Here is a 16,489-nt window from a genome sequence, read left to right as displayed (position 1 = left end):
CCGAAGTAGCTCAGTGGTAGAGCAACCGGCTGTTAACCGGTTGGTCGTAGGTTCGAGTCCTACCTTCGGAGCCATTTATGGAGAGCTGTCCGAGTGGCCGAAGGAGCACGATTGGAAATCGTGTAGGCGGGTAACACTGTCTCAAGGGTTCAAATCCCTTGCTCTCCGCCAGATAACTTCTCAATATTAAATGGCCCCTTGGTCAAGCGGTTAAGACACCGCCCTTTCACGGCGGTAACACGGGTTCGAATCCCGTAGGGGTCACCATCTATATTAAACCAGCATTTCGGAGGATTAGCTCAGCTGGGAGAGCATCTGCCTTACAAGCAGAGGGTCGGCGGTTCGAGCCCGTCATCCTCCACCATAATTACTCTGATTTAGAGTAATATTAATACTAAGTAAAACGTATACTATTGTCGCGGGGTGGAGCAAATCGTCAAACGAAGATGACGATTAACACCGATGCAGGCGTAGCTGAAGCAGGTGTCTTACTTTCTTCAAGCGTAGTTGATTTAAATTTCAACATTTACTATTATCGCGGGGTGGAGCAGTTCGGTAGCTCGTCGGGCTCATAACCCGAAGGTCACAGGTTCAAATCCTGTCCCCGCAACCAAGGTCCCGTGGTGTAGCGGTTAACATGCCTGCCTGTCACGCAGGAGATCGCCGGTTCGATCCCGGTCGGGACCGCCATTTTCTTAATAAAATACATATGTGGCTCAGTAGCTCAGTCGGTAGAGCAAAGGACTGAAAATCCTTGTGTCGGCGGTTCGATTCCGTCCTGAGCCACCATCTCGCCGGAATAGCTCAATTGGTAGAGCAACTGACTTGTAATCAGTAGGTTGGGGGTTCAAGTCCTCTTTCCGGCACCAGTATCTCTTGTGGAGGGGTAGCGAAGTGGCTAAACGCGGCGGACTGTAAATCCGCTCCTTAGGGTTCGGCGGTTCGAATCCGTCCCCCTCCACCAGTTTTTAATTAGGGGCATAGTTTAACGGTAGAATAGAGGTCTCCAAAACCTTTGATGTGGGTTCGATTCCTACTGCCCCTGCCAAATAACTAGTTAACTCTGAATAATGGCGATTGTGGCGAAGTGGTTAACGCACCGGATTGTGATTCCGGCATTCGTGGGTTCAATTCCCATCAGTCGCCCCATATTCCTATTAGTTAGCTCTTTTTTTATTTTGTGGCGATCGTGGCGAAGTGGTTAACGCACCGGATTGTGATTCCGGCATTCGTGGGTTCAATTCCCATCGGTCGCCCCATTGGGGTATAGCCAAGCGGTAAGGCAACGGATTTTGATTCCGTCATGCCCTGGTTCGAATCCAGGTACCCCAGTTTTGCGGAAGTAGTTCAGTGGTAGAACACCACCTTGCCAAGGTGGGGGTCGCGAGTTCGAACCTCGTCTTCCGCTCCAATATAACGGCGGCATAGCCAAGTGGTAAGGCACGGGTCTGCAACACCCTTATCACCGGTTCAAATCCGGTTGCCGCCTCCAGTTTTAAAATATTCTCTTTGCCGGTGTGGCGGAATTGGCAGACGCGCGGGACTCAAAATCCCGTTCTTTCGAGAGTGTCGGTTCGACCCCGACCACCGGTATTTAAATGAAATATCTTTTACTTCTAGCTTATGAATGCTGTTATTACAGTGCTGATAAGCTTTTTTTATTTTTGGGAATTGCTAATGCGCTAGTCTTTCTGTTCACTTCGAGTAGTGCTACTATTTTAGTCCATACCTCCCTTGGAAAGCTTACTTCTCGCTTTACATCTTCTACTGTCACGTCTCTCCAGACATTACAAATAAAACACTCCACCTGGTTCGAATCATATATTAAGAAGCTTGTCATAGTGGCATGAATTCTTTTACAAGTACCATACTATCTTTAACGATTAGAAGGTAGGTGGATAAATGAAAAGAAAAATACTTTTGGTTATGGGAGTACTCGTCATAATAAGTGGAGGACTTATGCTGGCTGTTTCTATGTCTCCTACGAAAAAATTAAAAGATGTCTCTGTTAACCCACCCCAAAAACCAATTGTACTTCTTGTTATTGATTCTTTAATGACTGAGCCGCTGCAAGAGATAATAAAAGACGAAAAGGCTCCTGCATTCTCCTTTTTGATGGATGCTGGTCAATTCTATCCAGAGTTCATTAGTTCTTATCCTACTATGTCTGTCACTATTGATAGTACTCTGTTGACGGGAACTTATGCAAATGAACATAAGGTTCCAGGTTTGATTTGGTTTAAAGAGGATGAGGAACGTATAGTCAGCTATGGAAGTGGAATAAGGGAAATGTGGGATAATGGAATAAAAAAAGTAGCGTCTGATAGTGTAATTCATTTGAATGAATCGCACCTTAGCAAGGATGTACAAACGATACATGAAGAGCTGGCTAACATTCGAATTTCTTCAGGCTCTATTAATGGACTCTTATACAGGGGAACAATTCCACAGGAACTATATGTACCTAAGCTTTTATCTCTTGTTGGCCTATTACCAAAAGAACTAAATGTTCGTGGTCCAAAGGTTTTGTCACTAGGGGCATTATCCCAATATAACCCGCAAAATGATTGGAATAAGGTTAGCTGGAAGCGTATGGGGGTTAATAATGATTTTACAGTAAAGGAACTCACTTATTTAATTGAACGTAATAAGCTTCCTGCTTTTACCCTTGCTTATCTCCCCGACGCAGATGCCCCTATACACAAGAATGGACCTAATGATACATCTGGATTAGTTAAGACTGATCGAGCTTTACAAGAAATCCTAAACAGTTTTGACTCATGGGAAAAAGCGGTGGAAGAAGTGACGTTGATCATACTGGGAGATAGCGGTCAATCTGCTGTGAAGGAAGAAAAGGAAACAGCCCTAATTGATTTAAATGCCTTATTGAAGGACTATACCTTCTGGGAAAAAGATAATAAGGATGGACAGCTGGCTATCGCGATAAATGAAAGAATGGCTTACATTTATTTAAAAGATAAAAGCATACACATCGATGATGTTGTAGAAATTCTTCAAGAGGATGAGCGAATAGGTTTTATTTCCTGGAAAGATGAAGTGACAAATTATGTTCAACGTTCAAAAGGGGAGGATGTCTTCACATTTTCACCTGAGGGGCCATATATAGATGAATATAAGCAAACTTGGAAGATGGATGGAGATTTATCTATCCTAGATATTAAATTGGATCAGGAAGGTTCTTTACATTATTCAGCATATCCGGATGCGCTTGCTAGGCTGCATGGTGCTCTCCATTCGCAGGACGGTAAGTTTATTATTGTAGATGCAAAGCCTGGGTATGAGTTTATAGAAAAACATAGTCACGATCATGCTGGTGGAGGAGCTCATGGATCTCTGCATAAATTAGATTCAGTTGTCCCTTTAATCGTGGTAGGAGAAACTGTGAATCCACCAACTAACAGGCTTGTCGACATTAAGGAATGGATTATACAAATGCTTAGTGCCTCCTAAAAATAAACGTTTCTTTATCATTATTTTTTAGAAAGCATGTTTGATTTTTGCTGTATAAGGGAATTAAAAAAGTAAATCAAACATAGGATATACTTATTGCAAATTAGAGAGAGAGGAGAATAACAATGGTTAAGGTTTATAATTTTATTTTTGACGGAAAAATTATTGAAGTGAAAGCAAAATCAAAGGTAGAGGCCGAGGAAATGGCTAAAGGCATCTACAACGAAATTAAAGAAGAGCAACTACAGCCACAGCAGCAGTAAGCTGTTGTTTTTAATTGGAGGGGTGTTCCATAAGTATTCTACTTACGGGACACCCTTTCATTATTGAATAGGATCACCTCGTGCGGAAAAAGGGATTTAAGGAAGGAAAACTAAGTTCGTCACATCGTGTGACAACGTTTTCCTGACCAACATCCTGTTGGCCTCCGCGGACAAAAAGAGAACGCCAAATTCAAGAATCAATAGGATCTACCTGAACATTTGACTTTCTACTTTTTTCATTTGCTCACTCAGTAATTCAAAAGCTTTTTTAATTTCCTCCTTAGGAAGAGCCTCATAAACATCTCCGATACTTAGCTCAAAGTAACATGTAGTGTCATCTACCTCATTTACATAAGGAGTAATTGCAATGGAAGAGGTTTCCTGATAAGCAGCAAGCAGTTGTTCTGCCTCCTCCTTTGATCGATTAATATGTACATGAAACATATTAGAAACAGGAATCTCTGGTAACGTCTTTATATCTGGACAAGCATTAAAATAGGCAGCAAGCTCTTTGGCATGTTCGTAGTATTGGTCCATTTTATGGGCACGCTTATTAAAATAATAGTCGGCAGCGATAATATAAGGATAAAGGCTGATTAGGTTGCCGCCGTATCTCTGTTTCCATACTTTTGTTTTCTCCAAGAATTCCTTATCACCAGCTAGAATAGCACCAGCAATTCCACCGATACCCTTATAGAAAGAAACATACACGCTATCAAATAGGTCGCAAATCTCCTTAGCAGTCTTTTGATAGTAAGGCAGCGTTTCCAATAATCTAGCTCCATCTAAGTGAAGCTTGATTCCTTTTTGCATACAATAAGCTGAGATATCTTGTAGGGTTTGCAGGCTAGGGAGCTGGCCACCAATTTCTCTCTGCGGAAGCTCTAGCAGGATACAGGAGACTTCATCTGTAAGGGCTTCAATATCGGCAAGCTCAATGACGCTGTTTTTCTCTGCTAACAACACCGTTTCAATATGATGTAGCTCTTTTAAACCATTCTGTTCGTGAAGCTCTAAATGGCTTAGAGGGTGGTAAGCTACTTTTTTAATGCCTTTGTCGTCACACCAGACACGTAAAGCAATTTGTTGAGCCATTGTACCGCTTGGAAAGAAGACAGCTGCCTCTTTACCTAGAAGCTTTGCCATCTTATCCTGAAATTGTTCAATAATTTCCCCAGAACCGTAAATATCACTCACTTGGTTGCCATCTATTTGTTCCAATGCTTTTTTTAATACATCTACATTGCGTGAACCATTACCTGCAAACGTATAGGTAGGTGTATAAAAAGAATTTCTTAATAATTCTGAACTACTCATATGTAACCCTCCCTTTATTATTTCTCAAGTATAAGGGAAAGAGAGTAGGATTATCAGCATTTTCTCAAAATAACTCTCCCATTGTATTAATGAAACTGTTTTGGTATATTATAAATAATATAAAAGTCTTTGATGTGACCAAGTAGATAAGAATTGTGAAACAGAAAATATAGCATTTGCTGAGAGCTATATCACCGCTTCTTGTTGAAACCTATCACGGAGATGTTATGCAAACATAACCGATTCGTTTTCGTTACCAAACGATTAGAGGGCTTAACATGTTAAGCTAAACTAAGGTGGTACCACGTCTATTCAGCGTAAAGACGTCCTTTTCATAAGGACAGCTTTACGCTTTTATTATTTTAGGAGGGTATTTATATGACAAATCAACAGCAGAACGATTTTACCAAATGGTATATCGACACGATTCAAAAAGCAGACTTGATGGATTATACGCCAGTACGTGGATGTATTGCCTTCAAACCAGACGGATATGAAATCTGGGAGCATATCCAAGAGGAAATGAACAAGCGCTTTAAAGAAACTGGACATCGCAATGCCTATTTCCCAATGCTTATTCCAGAGTCATTCTTTCAAAAGGAAAAGGACCATATTGAAGGCTTCTCTCCAGAGCTTCCATGGGTGACAGAGGCTGCAGGGGAGCAATTAGAAGAAAGGCTAGCACTACGTCCAACCTCTGAAACGATGATCGGGCATTTATATTCTGACTGGATTAAAAGCTATCGTGATCTTCCAGTATTAATCAACCAATGGGCAAACGTTTTCCGTTGGGAGAAGAAGACACTTCCTTTTATTCGTACATCAGAATTCCTATGGCAGGAAGGACATACTGCTCACGTAGACGAAGAGGATGCTCGCAAAGAAACGATGCAAATGCTAAACATCTATAAAGAAGTAGTAGAGGGTCTTTTAGCTATCCCAGTCTATGATGGGCAAAAAACACCTTCTGAGCGCTTTGCAGGAGCGGTAGATACGTATTCTATTGAGGCGATGATGAGAGATGGAAAAGCAGTTCAAGCTGGTACGTCTCATTACCTTGGAACAAAGTTTGCTGAGGCATTTGATATTAAATACTTAAATAAAGAAAACAAGCATGAGTATGTGCATACAACCTCATGGGGAACTTCTACACGCTTAATCGGGTCGGTAATTATGGTCCACGGTGATGAGCAAGGCCTAGTGCTGCCACCACGTGTTGCTCCAACTCAAGTAGTCTTGGTACCAGTTGGTCCATGGAAGAAAAACCCGGCAATCGTTGAAAAATTAGATGAAATCTATGCAGAGCTAAAAGCAAAGGGCATTCGAGTGAAGCTAGATGACTCTGATCAATCACCAGGCTATAAATTTAATGAGTGGGAGCTAAAAGGCGTACCTGTTCGTATTGAACTTGGACCACGTGATTTAGAAAACAATCAAGTTCTTTTAAAAGCTCGCGATTTATCTGAAAAAGAATCCGTAGAGATTGCAAATGTTGTGAGTAGAATTGAAGAAGAACTAACTGTTATGCAAACTCGTCTACTTGACAGAGCTCGCGCATTCCGTGATGAAAATTCTCATACACATGTAAATTCTTTAGATGAGTTAAAGGCTCATATTGAAGGCTCTACTGAAAAAGGGGAAATCCCAGGATGGATTTTAGCTGGCTGGTGTGGAGATGATGCTTGTGAGGAGCATGTGAAGGAAGAAACGAAGTTTACAACACGTAACATTCCTTTCAATCCACCTGCTCATAAAGAAACATGCATCAACTGTGGAAAAGAATCGAAGCACACAGTTTGGTTTGGAAGAGCATACTAATTATAAGATTTAATCAGTCATTGGTTATCCAATGGCTGATTTTTTTATTTCTTCAATTCTTGTAAGATTAAGGGAAGTAAAACGTCTAATGAAGTAGTAGGTAGATAGGAGGGGTCACTTGGAAAGGCAGATAATAGAGGAATGGTTTGAGCTATATGAGCGAGATGTAACGAGCTTCCTCGTATACTATACGGGAAAAATGGATGTTCAGGACCTTGTGCAGGAAACTTTTCTCCGTGCACTAAAAAAGATTTCTTACTTTAAACAAGGTGCCCATCCGAAAACCTGGTTGATAACCATTGCTAAAAATATCGTCATTGATCGGTCTAGAAAGAAAAATATTTGGAGCAGAATAAAATATTCTTTGTTAGAAGAAACATATACGGAAGGTCTTGACCAAACAATTTTAATGGTAGAGTCGAATAAAGAATTATATGTAGCAATTAATAGATTACCAGCTAAAAATAAAGAGGTAATTATATTAAAAGCAATCCTTGAATTACCCTCAAAACAAGTAGCTGAAATAGTAGATTCGAATGAAAACCATGTAAATGTTCTGTACCATCGCTCGCTCAAAAAACTAAGAAGTATTTTGGATACGGAGGGGTTTGGATATGAAACGAGAACACGATGATTTAGAGGAGCAGCTTCGAGATCTTCCAAAGCATTCTCTTAATCAGAAGGACAAAAGAAAAGTTATTCAAAGTATTCGCAGTGCGCCAAAGCCAACACGTTTAAGCTTCTTAAAGCCTCTGTCTATAGGTGTTATAGCTGCTTGTCTATTAATGATTGCTTATTTAGCAAGTCCTATGTACAGTTCTATATTAAAGAAAGAGACAGAATTAGGGCTAAGCTCAGTAACGGAACAGGATAATCTAAAAAGCATGGAGATTACTAACGTTACAGCTTCTGAAAAAAGCATGGATACGTCAGGAGAAAAGTTACATGGAATAAGAATAGAGGTATCATTAGCCTCTAAAGAGCTTGTACCAATGGAAGTGTGGAATAACATAGAGTTTCGAGCTGATAACCCATATCTTTTCTCGAAGGACAGCTATGGTAAAGGAAAAAAAGTAAGCTATAATACAACAGCTAATGAGGCGGGATATAATTATACAATAGCCTTTGAAAGTATGTATGCAAATTATTCGCAGAAGGAATTGGAGAATTTATTTGATGAGATAGAAAATATTCGATTCACGGTGGAATACAATGGTACTCTGTTTACTTTGGAAAACCGCTCCCAAGAAACTGTCACATTGGATGCTCCATTAGCCACTACTTTTCCTTTATCTGACGGAAATCAACATGTAATAGGGATAGAGGGGAAAATAGGAATACTAGGCCCAGAGCATTTTGTGGCAGAGGACCAGCGGCGAGGAGCAAAGCTCATGCTCAACTATTGGGGAGAATCTGATTCACTAGTAGGGAAGGAATACAGGGTAGAGGCTGTCCATGGGGATGGGGAAACCCTTCAATTATCGAAGGGAGTATTAGCTGCTGCTTTATATAGTGAGGATGCGCATGTTGTGACAAGCTTTCCTGCTTTTACGAGAGAAGGGTTCTGGCAGCTTTCCTTTTATGTAGAGGATAATTTGTTCGAACAGTTTCGAATAGAAGTCCTTCCCCCTTTCCCAAAGACAGAACATTATACAATGTTGGATGCACCAAAAGAAATTCCGATTGGTGAATCTGTAGATATAGTGATAGAAAGCACTATACGGGAGAAGAATGATATCGAGGTGCTCTTAGTAAGCTCAGATGAAGAGGAAATTTTGCAGAAGAGCAGCTTTCAATATGATGGATACCCTTTAATTAATGCTAAGAATGGTCAAAGATTATTTCATTATGATGGGCAAATAACATTCCCTAAAAAAGGTGCTTGGAAACTTATGATTAATGGGGAAGAAACACAGGTATTTGAGAATTAACCATATAAAAACGCTCCCTCCAATAAAGGAAAGGAGCGTTTTTCATAGCAGAAGGTTCAGTAATCACTAAGGTTTTGTCAATTGCCATCGCAATGGTCAGTCATTAGTTATTAGTCACAAAGTAAATGGTGAATGGTCATTGGTTTGCCATCATTTAAATTGTAATGACCTCCTACTATGCCTTGGCAAGGAGTCTCACCTTACCAAGGTTTAAGCATATTTTTCTTCATCAAAAGCGATGGTAATGGAATAGTTTTTAGCGTTAATCAGTCCGGATAATTTATTCGCATCTTTTTCAAACTCCAGAGCCTTTTTTCGATATTCCTCCGGTTCAAAGAGAGCAACCTCTACATAAGTAGCCCCATCTCCATAGCCGAATTGAATTTTTTCCTTGTCGTGGCTTCCCAGCTGTTTATACACTCTAGCCTGAGCACGTAGTTGAGTGGCTAGTTCAATGGCCTCCACTATCGTAAGGGTCTCTTTTTTATATGTAATAGTGTTTTGCAAGTTGGCCTCATATATAAGTCTATCAAGCTTTCTAATATCATAGCGAATATCATTCATTTCTACGTCTATTGCTTCTACCGATCTTATTTGGGGAGCAGGTGTAGTCCCTTTTTCAATAACAGTGAAGCCTACTCGCATAATTTCTATTTCTAGTTCTTGTACTCTCTTCAATAAAATACTCTTTAGCTTCACAGCCTCTGCAAGAAGTATAGGTGCCATAAATTTATATCCTCCATTCTATTTGATTATGATCTAAAAGAATACTTTCGGCCTCTCCGCCATGAACTTGGGTAAACATTTGACCCATGGATTCTACTAGTTTAGTAGCTGCTTCCTTTTGCATAGAAGGTCTAAGAAAAACCACTTGGAGAGCAGACGTTGTATCTTCCGTGACTACAGTCCGCTTAGAATCGACAAATGGACTGCCGAATGGACCTTCTTCATCTTGTAATGTCACAATCCCGTTTAGATTATTTTCTCTACCGTTCAATCCAAGATAAGCTGTTTCTGCATTGCCGAGGGTGATGATAATATTTCCTTTTATTTGCTCGAGATCATAGATACCTAATGGGATTTCATAGCGCAGGGAGAAAAAATTATTTAAATCTACTGCGGAATGCAGAGGTGTGATATAATTTTGTTTTGCAATCCTACGGTACATTGCTTCCATAGAAGGTCTGTATCTGTTTGGATCTGCTCCGAGCTTTTTCCAAAGAGCTCTCCATTCCTGAATTCCTTCAAAGGAGTTTACAGGCTTGTCCTCTAGTTCAAAGAAAAGCTGTTCTTGAAATAATTGGAGGCGACCTTTAAGCATTTGAGGGGAAGAGGAAACCGCTATTTTGTTATAATAAAGAAGGCCGATTTGAAAATTGGACTCCTTTTGAAGGATAGCTTCATCTAGCTTTACAATCATGAGAATCACCTCAAGTTGGAATTTATATTAGTGTACCATAAAGAAGGGAGAACCACTGTGAATATCAATCAGTTTCAACAGAATCTTATTGAATACGCCACATCCATTGGAATTGATAAAATTGGTTTTACGACTGTTTCTCCGTTCGCAGAGTTAAAAAATAGATTAATCCGTCAGCAAGAGCTTGGATATGCATCAGGATTTGAAGAGCCGGATGTTGATAAGAGAACAACACCAACACTTCTATTAGAGGAAGCACAAAGTATCATCTCTATTGCTGTTGCGTACCCCTCTAAAATGAAGGACGCTCCACAAAGTAAAAAAGGTGCACGAAGAGGCATTTTTGCACGTGCTTCTTGGGGAATGGATTACCATACCGTCCTAAGAGAAAAGCTAGCGCTTCTAGAATTATATATATTGACTCACATACCAGATGCAAGGATCCGCTCTATGGTGGATACCGGAGAACTGGTCGATCGTGCTGTTGCAGAGCGTGCAGGGATAGGTTGGAGTGCAAAAAATTGCTCTATTATTACTCCTGAGTTTGGTTCTTACGTGTATTTAGGAGAGATGATTACCTCCATTCCTTTCGCGCCAAGCGAGCAGATGGAAGACCAATGCGGAGATTGTCGTCTTTGTCTTGATGTTTGTCCAACCGGTGCTTTAGTAGAAGGTGGGCAGTTAAATGCCCAGCGCTGTATAGCCTTTATTACACAAACGAAAACGATTGTTCCTGACGAGTTTCGAGCAAAGATAGGCAATCGAATCTATGGCTGTGATACTTGCCAAACTGTTTGTCCAAAAAACAAAGGAAAAGCGAATATGCACCAGGAAGCATTTAAACCTGATCCCGAGCTAGTCAAGCCTTTACTGCTGCCAATACTAGAAATGAATAACCGTACCTTCAAGGAAAGATTCGGTCATATGTCAGGCGCTTGGAGAGGGAAAAATCCAATTCAAAGGAATGCTATTATTGCATTAGCACATTTTAAAGAAGAAGCTGCGGTGCCTTCACTGATTGAGTTGCTGAAAAAGGATCCGAGACCTGTCATAAGAGGAACAGCAGCATGGGCAATCGGGAAGATTAATACCCCTGAAGGATTGCTTGCATTACAGCAGGCAGAAGAGACGGAACAAGAGGAACTTGTTTTAGTGGAAATTAAGAAAGGGCTGGAATTCTATTCAGCCATAAAATAAATCTAGGAAGTGGATAATCGTGAGTATCAATGTAGTATTATATCAGCCGGAGATTCCTGCAAATACAGGTAATATTGCAAGAACCTGTGCAGGGACGGGAACCAAGTTACACTTAATTAGACCATTAGGCTTTTCTACCGATGATAAAATGTTAAAAAGAGCAGGTCTTGACTATTGGGAGCATGTGGACATCACTTATTATGATTCACTAGATGATTTTTTTGAAAAGCATCCAAATGCTGAGTATTACCTAATTACGAAGTTTGGAGCAAAGACTCATTCTACTTTCGATTTCAGTGATGCGGAGAAGGATCATTTCTTCATATTTGGGAGAGAAACAAAGGGACTTCCAAAGGAATTCATAGAGGCTCATCCTGACCGAGCACTTCGTATCCCTATGAATGATAATATTCGCTCTCTAAACCTATCCAACACTGCCGCTATTCTTATTTATGAGGCATTGAGACAGCAAAATTATCCAAATTTAGATTAGAAAAAGCCAGGAAGTAGTATCTAATTCATTAGATACTATCTCTTATATAATCCTTATGAATATACGAAAATCAAAAAAACGGACGAAGTCATCTGACTCGTCCGTTTTTGGTATTATTTTTCAGATGCACCTGGTTTGTCGTCATAACCTGCAGTAAAGATAGCAGTTAGGAACGCAACACAAACACCGAGAATAAGTACTAATTTCATGTGAGTGCCTCCTTAATATGTTCTAAATTTTAGTATAACTTACTTTCTGAAAAAATGAAATAAAATGGACATTTTAAATGTGTCAGTTTTCGCTCTATTCAAAGTTGGCAGTCATAGAGGGAAAATAATTTATACACCTTATATTTATGAAGTCGAAGTTGGTTAGAAGGAGTAAATTTTGAGAATGCTTCAGGTAAGACTTAAAGTTGCAACTGTCTTGCAATTCTACTAGGATATAATAAAAGGAGTGATCTTTTCCATGGCTGATTTAAGAAACGGTCCAGAAAACGGTTCAATGGCAAATAATATGGATGAAGTGAAGACTTTAGGCAAGCAAATGGAAAGAATGCGCGACAACAAAGGGCTAGAAGAGAACAACCGAGTAGCAGATCCTGCACAAACAGATGATGCTACCCCTTTAAAAAAGAGAGAGGACAACTGATTTTTTCAGTTGTTCCTCTACTTATCAAGAAAGGATGACACAAATGGAGTTACATATGAATTCAACCAAGCGATTAGCAAATGGTGTGGAAATGCCTCGTATTGGGCTAGGTGTTTATAAAATGACAGAGCCAGAGGAAGCTTTTCAGGCAATGGTTAGTGCCTTAGATGCAGGCTATCGCCACATCGATACAGCTTCTTTATATGGTAATGAAAAACAGGTTGGGGAAGCAGTTAGAGCTTCTGGGCTTAAAAGAGAAGATATTTTTATTACCACCAAGGTGTGGAATACGGATCAAGGCTATGATGAAACGTTAAAGGCATTTGAAAAATCACTTGATTTACTTGGAATGGACTACTTGGATTTATATTTAACACATTGGCCAGTAAAAGAGAAATTCATAGATACATATAGAGCAATTGAAAGATTGTATGAAGAAAAATTAATCAGAGCCACTGGCGTGTCCAATCATAATATCCATCATTTAGAGGCAATTGCTGCAAAGGCAAACATTCAACCAATGGTAAACCAAGTGGAATGTCATCCACGGTTAACGCAATTAGATTTACGAGAGTACTGTGCAGAGCATAATATCGCTGTGACATCATGGTCACCACTTGCTAGAGGCGGCTTATTAGACGAACCATCTTTAGCTAGAATTAGCTCGAAATATGGAAAAACTCCTGCACAAGTAATCATCAGATGGCATCTACAGCATGATTTGGTCGTGATACCAAAGTCAGTAACTCCATCTAGAATAGCGGAGAATATTAATATTTATGACTTTGAGCTATCCTTTGAGGATATGAATAATATTGATGAACTTAATATGAACGCAAGAACAGGAGCGGATCCTGATAATTTTAACTTTTAATAAGAGAGGCTGGCAGATATATTGTCAGCCTTTTCTTATAGAAGGGAGCTGATATAGCATGAATAAGCATGTGCTTTTTATTGTCTCGACATCTATCATAGCTTGTTTTGTGTTGTATTTTTTAGAAAGAGTATTGCTAGTAAGCTATGAAGGAAAAACAATAGCTAAAATTCTTTTGTTTACCTTGCTGCCATTTATCTATTGGAAGTTCTTTGCATCAGTGCGAAATAAAGAAAAAAGGCTGGGCAACCTTTCGCTAAGTGTGGTGTTGTCGATTGCTACGTTTGGTGTAATATGGGGTGCTTTTTTCTTATTAAAGGACTTGGTGGACTTTCAGGAAATTAACAATCAGCTGCAGCTCAGCAAGCAGGAGCTTTTGTTAAGAGGAATATATATTATAGTTGGGAATGCGTTTCTAGAGGAATTCTTTTTCAGAGGGTTTATTTTCTTAAATCTTTATCGTGCTCATTATAAGAAGACAGCTTACATATTTTCGTCGGGCTTGTTTGCCTTATATCATATAGCTATTTTTCAATCGTGGTTCAGCTTGCCAATCATGCTATTAATACTTGTTGCACTGTTCCTAGTTGGTTTCATCTTTAACTATCTTTGTCAGCGAGTATCCTCTTTCACAGGTTCTTGGGTCGTTCATGCTAGTGCGGACCTTGCGATTATCTTAATAGGCTTTTATATGTTTTTTTAATGAAAGAGGTTGGGACAAATCGATTGGGAAGCACTTATGTTAATTTTTGAACCTTAGGTTCTCCGCTGCGTCGGACGCTTTCCGGAGGCCAACAGGATGTTGGTCAGGAAAACGTTGTCACACGATGTGACGTTCTTAGTTTCTCCTTCCTAAAACAAGACAGCACCCACACGGTTGCGTGTGCTGTGCTGTCTCAAGTTTCTTACTTAAAATTAATTTTGATCATTAAAATTCAAACCGAAAAAAATTCTTTAAGGAAGGAATAGGTTTGGACCCAACCATTCTTTTTTATCCCGCATTAAGGGACAGTAAGACTCCCACTCAAGATGGCAAAAGAAATGAGACAGCTAAGTGGGAGATCAACTGTCCCTAAAAGCCCGATTGGTTCAACTAATGATTGGTGGGGATGAAAGAAAACCCCCACCAATCAAAGTTTCACTTTATCTTTTATCCTCCACTGTAATCATTTCTCCCGTGATCGGGTGATTGAATTGAACTTTAAAGGCGTGTAGCTCATACGTGTGAGTAGGTGTTTTTTTAGCTCCATATAAGGTATCCCCTACAATTGGATGACCAAGATGTGCAAAGTGAACACGTATTTGGTGAGTTCTTCCTGTTTCCAAAATAGCGTGTACCTTTGTAAATAGGTCATGCCTTCCAACTACCTCATAATGAGTAATAGCCATTTGCCCGGATGGAGACACAATTTTGCGAGTTGGATGATGACGATCATTTCCGATGGAAGCACGGATGGTTCCATGATTATTTTTTAATTTTCCTTCCACAATCGCTTCATAGGTGCGGATAATTTGTTTCTTTTCAATCATGCGGTCAAGCTGGCCTTTTACGATTGGATTTTTAGCAATCACGATAAGTCCTTTTGTTCCTTCATCTATTCTGTGAATATGCTCAGCATAGTGGTGTCCTTTTGCGGATAAATAATTCATGACTATATTCATCAGTGTATTCGTTTGTCTCGCTTCGTTTGGATGAGTCGCTATATTGCGTGGCTTGGATACTACTAGTAAGTACTCGTCCTCGTAAGCGACGTAAAGTGGAAGGTGGTCAGAAGGAATATAGTGAGACTGGTCTCCCTCCCAAGTGAAAACTAATTTGTCGCCTTGCTTATTTGGAAGCTTCCACTGAAGCAGCTCTCCTTTTTCATTGGAAACCGCCTTTTGCATACGCAGCTCATGGATAAGCTTCTTTCCAAGCTTCCATTTTTCTTGTAAAAGTGTGTCAATCGTTAGTCCATCTTCTTGTACTTGGTAGGTTAGTTTATGAATCATGATATTTCTCCTTTAAAAAAGGTCATGTCCCCATTAGACATGACCATCTTTACTTATTTTAATACAACTTGGTCAAAGAATGCTTGAACAGTAGCACCTGGAACTGCACCTTCGATTCGGTTTACTTCTTTTCCGTCTTCATAATAGACAAGAGTTGGAGTTGATCTTAGAGAATAGTCATCCCAGCCTTGCTCATATTCTAAAACATTGTATTGCACAATATCAATTTCATTTTCTTCTGCCAAAGGTGTTAGGCGTGGTGTGAATTCTTTACAGTGCACACATTCTGGACTAAAAAAGTATGCGGTAACTGGTTCCCCACTTTTAATCTTTTTGTCCAGTTCATCAGGTAAAACGATGTTTTGATAATTTGGGTCGTCGAGTAAGTCAATCGTCGATTGTTGTAAGTTATCTTTATCGTAGGGATTGTCCTTTAGTGCATCGTCATTTTTCATATTGTTTAATACGAGAAGCAATGCAAATACTGCGATAATAACCCCACCAAATATGGCTAGTTTTTTCATTTTATTTGTCCTCCTTGATACTCTTTAAAACCAAGATACTTGTAATCGCAATTAGTATAAATGCTACTAGTGCTAGAAAGGGAATGGTAACAAAGCCGAAATAATTAATATATTCTCCTGTACACGCAACCCTTCCACAAGCTGGTGCATTTTCTGCCATAAAGTCTAGCTTCTGCAGACTATAATGGTAGAGCGAAATACATAGCCCGATAACCGAGAAGGTAAGAGTGGTGGCTGCTATTCTAGCATTTTTTTGAATATATGCGACAGTAAGAATAAGAACAATCGGATACATCAAAATTCGTTGATACCAGCATAGCTCACAGGGCTCGTACTGGCGAATTTCGGAAAAATACAAGGAACCTAAAGTGGCGGTAAGTGAAACAGACCACATGAACAATAGCATATTCTCTATTTTTTTTGTCATAAGTAGCCCCTTTTCTATAACTTATCTCTTTCAAAGTATAAGGCTTATCAAACAACGTGTAAATTGTTTTAACTGAGGGAATAGAAAGATATAATAAATAATTATAACCTA

Annotated in this window: 16 protein-coding genes, 15 tRNA genes and 1 other annotated feature; of the genes, 25 read left to right on the top strand and 6 right to left on the bottom strand. The window is 39.7% G+C overall.

Going from position 1 to position 16,489, the window contains the following annotated elements:
• The first annotated feature begins 79 nt into the window (after positions 1 to 79).
• The 17 genes from AC1VU3_RS14535 to AC1VU3_RS14455 all read left to right on the top strand — a co-directional run bounded on the left by AC1VU3_RS14535 (position 80) and on the right by AC1VU3_RS14455 (position 3,734).
• A tRNA-Ser gene (locus tag AC1VU3_RS14535) sits at positions 80 to 171 on the top strand.
• A 21-nt stretch (positions 172 to 192) separates the two neighbouring features.
• Positions 193 to 267 (top strand) — tRNA-Glu (locus tag AC1VU3_RS14530).
• Positions 268 to 288: 21 nt separating this feature from the next.
• A tRNA-Val gene (locus AC1VU3_RS14525) sits at positions 289 to 364 on the top strand.
• A gap of 172 nt (positions 365 to 536) precedes the next feature.
• Positions 537 to 613: transfer RNA gene (locus AC1VU3_RS14520), tRNA-Met, on the top strand.
• Position 614: 1 nt separating this feature from the next.
• Positions 615 to 690: transfer RNA gene (locus AC1VU3_RS14515), tRNA-Asp, on the top strand.
• A 23-nt stretch (positions 691 to 713) separates the two neighbouring features.
• A tRNA-Phe gene (locus tag AC1VU3_RS14510) sits at positions 714 to 789 on the top strand.
• A gap of 4 nt (positions 790 to 793) precedes the next feature.
• Positions 794 to 869, top strand: a tRNA-Thr gene (locus AC1VU3_RS14505).
• A gap of 11 nt (positions 870 to 880) precedes the next feature.
• A tRNA-Tyr gene (locus AC1VU3_RS14500) sits at positions 881 to 964 on the top strand.
• Between the two features lie 10 nt (positions 965 to 974).
• Positions 975 to 1,048, top strand: a tRNA-Trp gene (locus tag AC1VU3_RS14495).
• Between the two features lie 25 nt (positions 1,049 to 1,073).
• A tRNA-His gene (locus AC1VU3_RS14490) sits at positions 1,074 to 1,149 on the top strand.
• A 34-nt stretch (positions 1,150 to 1,183) separates the two neighbouring features.
• Positions 1,184 to 1,259 (top strand) — tRNA-His (locus tag AC1VU3_RS14485).
• A gap of 1 nt (position 1,260) precedes the next feature.
• Positions 1,261 to 1,332, top strand: a tRNA-Gln gene (locus AC1VU3_RS14480).
• Between the two features lie 4 nt (positions 1,333 to 1,336).
• Positions 1,337 to 1,411, top strand: a tRNA-Gly gene (locus AC1VU3_RS14475).
• A 7-nt stretch (positions 1,412 to 1,418) separates the two neighbouring features.
• Positions 1,419 to 1,492, top strand: a tRNA-Cys gene (locus AC1VU3_RS14470).
• A gap of 19 nt (positions 1,493 to 1,511) precedes the next feature.
• Positions 1,512 to 1,593 (top strand) — tRNA-Leu (locus AC1VU3_RS14465).
• Positions 1,594 to 1,902: 309 nt separating this feature from the next.
• Entirely contained in the window at positions 1,903 to 3,471 is a 1,569-nt protein-coding gene (locus AC1VU3_RS14460) for an alkaline phosphatase family protein (protein WP_480388687.1), read from the top strand.
• Positions 3,472 to 3,596: 125 nt separating this feature from the next.
• Positions 3,597 to 3,734, top strand: coding sequence for a hypothetical protein (locus AC1VU3_RS14455; protein ID WP_480388686.1), 138 nt, complete (start codon positions 3,597 to 3,599; stop codon positions 3,732 to 3,734).
• 207 nt (positions 3,735 to 3,941) lie between these two features.
• Here AC1VU3_RS14455 and AC1VU3_RS14450 read toward each other — a convergent pair whose 3' ends face one another.
• Complete coding sequence (locus AC1VU3_RS14450; protein WP_480388685.1) at positions 3,942 to 5,051, bottom strand: threonine aldolase family protein; 1,110 nt, start codon at positions 5,049 to 5,051, stop codon at positions 3,942 to 3,944.
• A 120-nt stretch (positions 5,052 to 5,171) separates the two neighbouring features.
• Positions 5,172 to 5,385: a binding site (T-box leader), on the top strand.
• 44 nt (positions 5,386 to 5,429) lie between these two features.
• On the opposite strand from AC1VU3_RS14450, the gene proS reads away from it, so the two are divergent.
• The 3 genes from proS (at position 5,430) to AC1VU3_RS14435 (ending at position 8,800) form a co-directional block, all read left to right on the top strand.
• Positions 5,430 to 6,869, top strand: a complete 1,440-nt coding sequence (gene proS, locus AC1VU3_RS14445; protein ID WP_480388684.1) for a proline--tRNA ligase — start codon at positions 5,430 to 5,432, stop codon at positions 6,867 to 6,869.
• Positions 6,870 to 6,987: 118 nt separating this feature from the next.
• The gene (locus tag AC1VU3_RS14440) at positions 6,988 to 7,503 is read left to right on the top strand and encodes an RNA polymerase sigma factor (RefSeq protein WP_480388683.1); all 516 of its coding nucleotides are present in this window, start codon (positions 6,988 to 6,990) and stop codon (positions 7,501 to 7,503) included.
• On the top strand, positions 7,484 to 8,800 hold the full coding sequence (locus AC1VU3_RS14435; RefSeq protein ID WP_482983854.1) for a hypothetical protein: 1,317 nt from the start codon (positions 7,484 to 7,486) through the stop codon (positions 8,798 to 8,800). The genes AC1VU3_RS14440 and AC1VU3_RS14435 overlap by 20 nt, the downstream gene beginning before the upstream one ends.
• Positions 8,801 to 9,010: 210 nt before the next feature.
• Here the strand turns inward: AC1VU3_RS14435 and AC1VU3_RS14430 are convergent, their stop codons facing one another.
• Complete coding sequence (locus AC1VU3_RS14430; protein ID WP_480388681.1) at positions 9,011 to 9,526, bottom strand: hypothetical protein; 516 nt, start codon at positions 9,524 to 9,526, stop codon at positions 9,011 to 9,013.
• 4 nt (positions 9,527 to 9,530) lie between these two features.
• The gene (locus AC1VU3_RS14425; protein WP_480388680.1) at positions 9,531 to 10,220 is read right to left on the bottom strand and encodes a B3/B4 domain-containing protein; all 690 of its coding nucleotides are present in this window, start codon (positions 10,218 to 10,220) and stop codon (positions 9,531 to 9,533) included.
• A gap of 57 nt (positions 10,221 to 10,277) precedes the next feature.
• Between AC1VU3_RS14425 and queG the strand changes: the two genes are divergently transcribed.
• The 5 genes from queG to AC1VU3_RS14400 all read left to right on the top strand — a co-directional run bounded on the left by queG (position 10,278) and on the right by AC1VU3_RS14400 (position 14,138).
• Complete coding sequence (queG, locus tag AC1VU3_RS14420) at positions 10,278 to 11,417, top strand: tRNA epoxyqueuosine(34) reductase QueG (protein ID WP_482983853.1); 1,140 nt, start codon at positions 10,278 to 10,280, stop codon at positions 11,415 to 11,417.
• A 19-nt stretch (positions 11,418 to 11,436) separates the two neighbouring features.
• Positions 11,437 to 11,910, top strand: coding sequence for a tRNA (uridine(34)/cytosine(34)/5-carboxymethylaminomethyluridine(34)-2'-O)-methyltransferase TrmL (gene trmL, locus AC1VU3_RS14415; protein ID WP_480388678.1), 474 nt, complete (start codon positions 11,437 to 11,439; stop codon positions 11,908 to 11,910).
• 468 nt (positions 11,911 to 12,378) lie between these two features.
• Positions 12,379 to 12,561 carry a multidrug ABC transporter ATPase gene (locus AC1VU3_RS14410; protein ID WP_480388677.1) on the top strand — a complete coding sequence of 61 codons (183 nt, stop codon included), beginning with the start codon at positions 12,379 to 12,381 and terminating at the stop codon, positions 12,559 to 12,561.
• A gap of 43 nt (positions 12,562 to 12,604) precedes the next feature.
• Complete coding sequence (locus tag AC1VU3_RS14405; RefSeq protein WP_482983852.1) at positions 12,605 to 13,435, top strand: aldo/keto reductase; 831 nt, start codon at positions 12,605 to 12,607, stop codon at positions 13,433 to 13,435.
• A gap of 58 nt (positions 13,436 to 13,493) precedes the next feature.
• Positions 13,494 to 14,138 carry a CPBP family intramembrane glutamic endopeptidase gene (locus AC1VU3_RS14400; RefSeq protein WP_480388675.1) on the top strand — a complete coding sequence of 215 codons (645 nt, stop codon included), beginning with the start codon at positions 13,494 to 13,496 and terminating at the stop codon, positions 14,136 to 14,138.
• Between the two features lie 440 nt (positions 14,139 to 14,578).
• On the opposite strand, the gene AC1VU3_RS14395 is transcribed toward AC1VU3_RS14400, so the two are convergent.
• From AC1VU3_RS14395 to AC1VU3_RS14385, 3 genes are read right to left on the bottom strand one after another with little or no spacing between them, the layout of a single operon-like run.
• A complete protein-coding gene (locus tag AC1VU3_RS14395) occupies positions 14,579 to 15,427 on the bottom strand; it encodes an RluA family pseudouridine synthase (RefSeq protein ID WP_482983851.1) in 849 nt (282 codons plus the stop codon).
• A 53-nt stretch (positions 15,428 to 15,480) separates the two neighbouring features.
• Positions 15,481 to 15,951: a thioredoxin family protein gene (locus AC1VU3_RS14390; protein WP_480388673.1), complete on the bottom strand. Its 471-nt coding sequence runs from the start codon at positions 15,949 to 15,951 to the stop codon at positions 15,481 to 15,483.
• 1 nt (position 15,952) lies between these two features.
• The gene (locus AC1VU3_RS14385) at positions 15,953 to 16,378 is read right to left on the bottom strand and encodes a disulfide oxidoreductase (protein WP_482983850.1); all 426 of its coding nucleotides are present in this window, start codon (positions 16,376 to 16,378) and stop codon (positions 15,953 to 15,955) included.
• Positions 16,379 to 16,489: the final 111 nt, after the last annotated feature.

It is taken from the genome of Psychrobacillus sp. Z16_25 (assembly GCF_056856695.1).
This window is presented reverse-complemented; position numbering and strand designations above follow the sequence as displayed.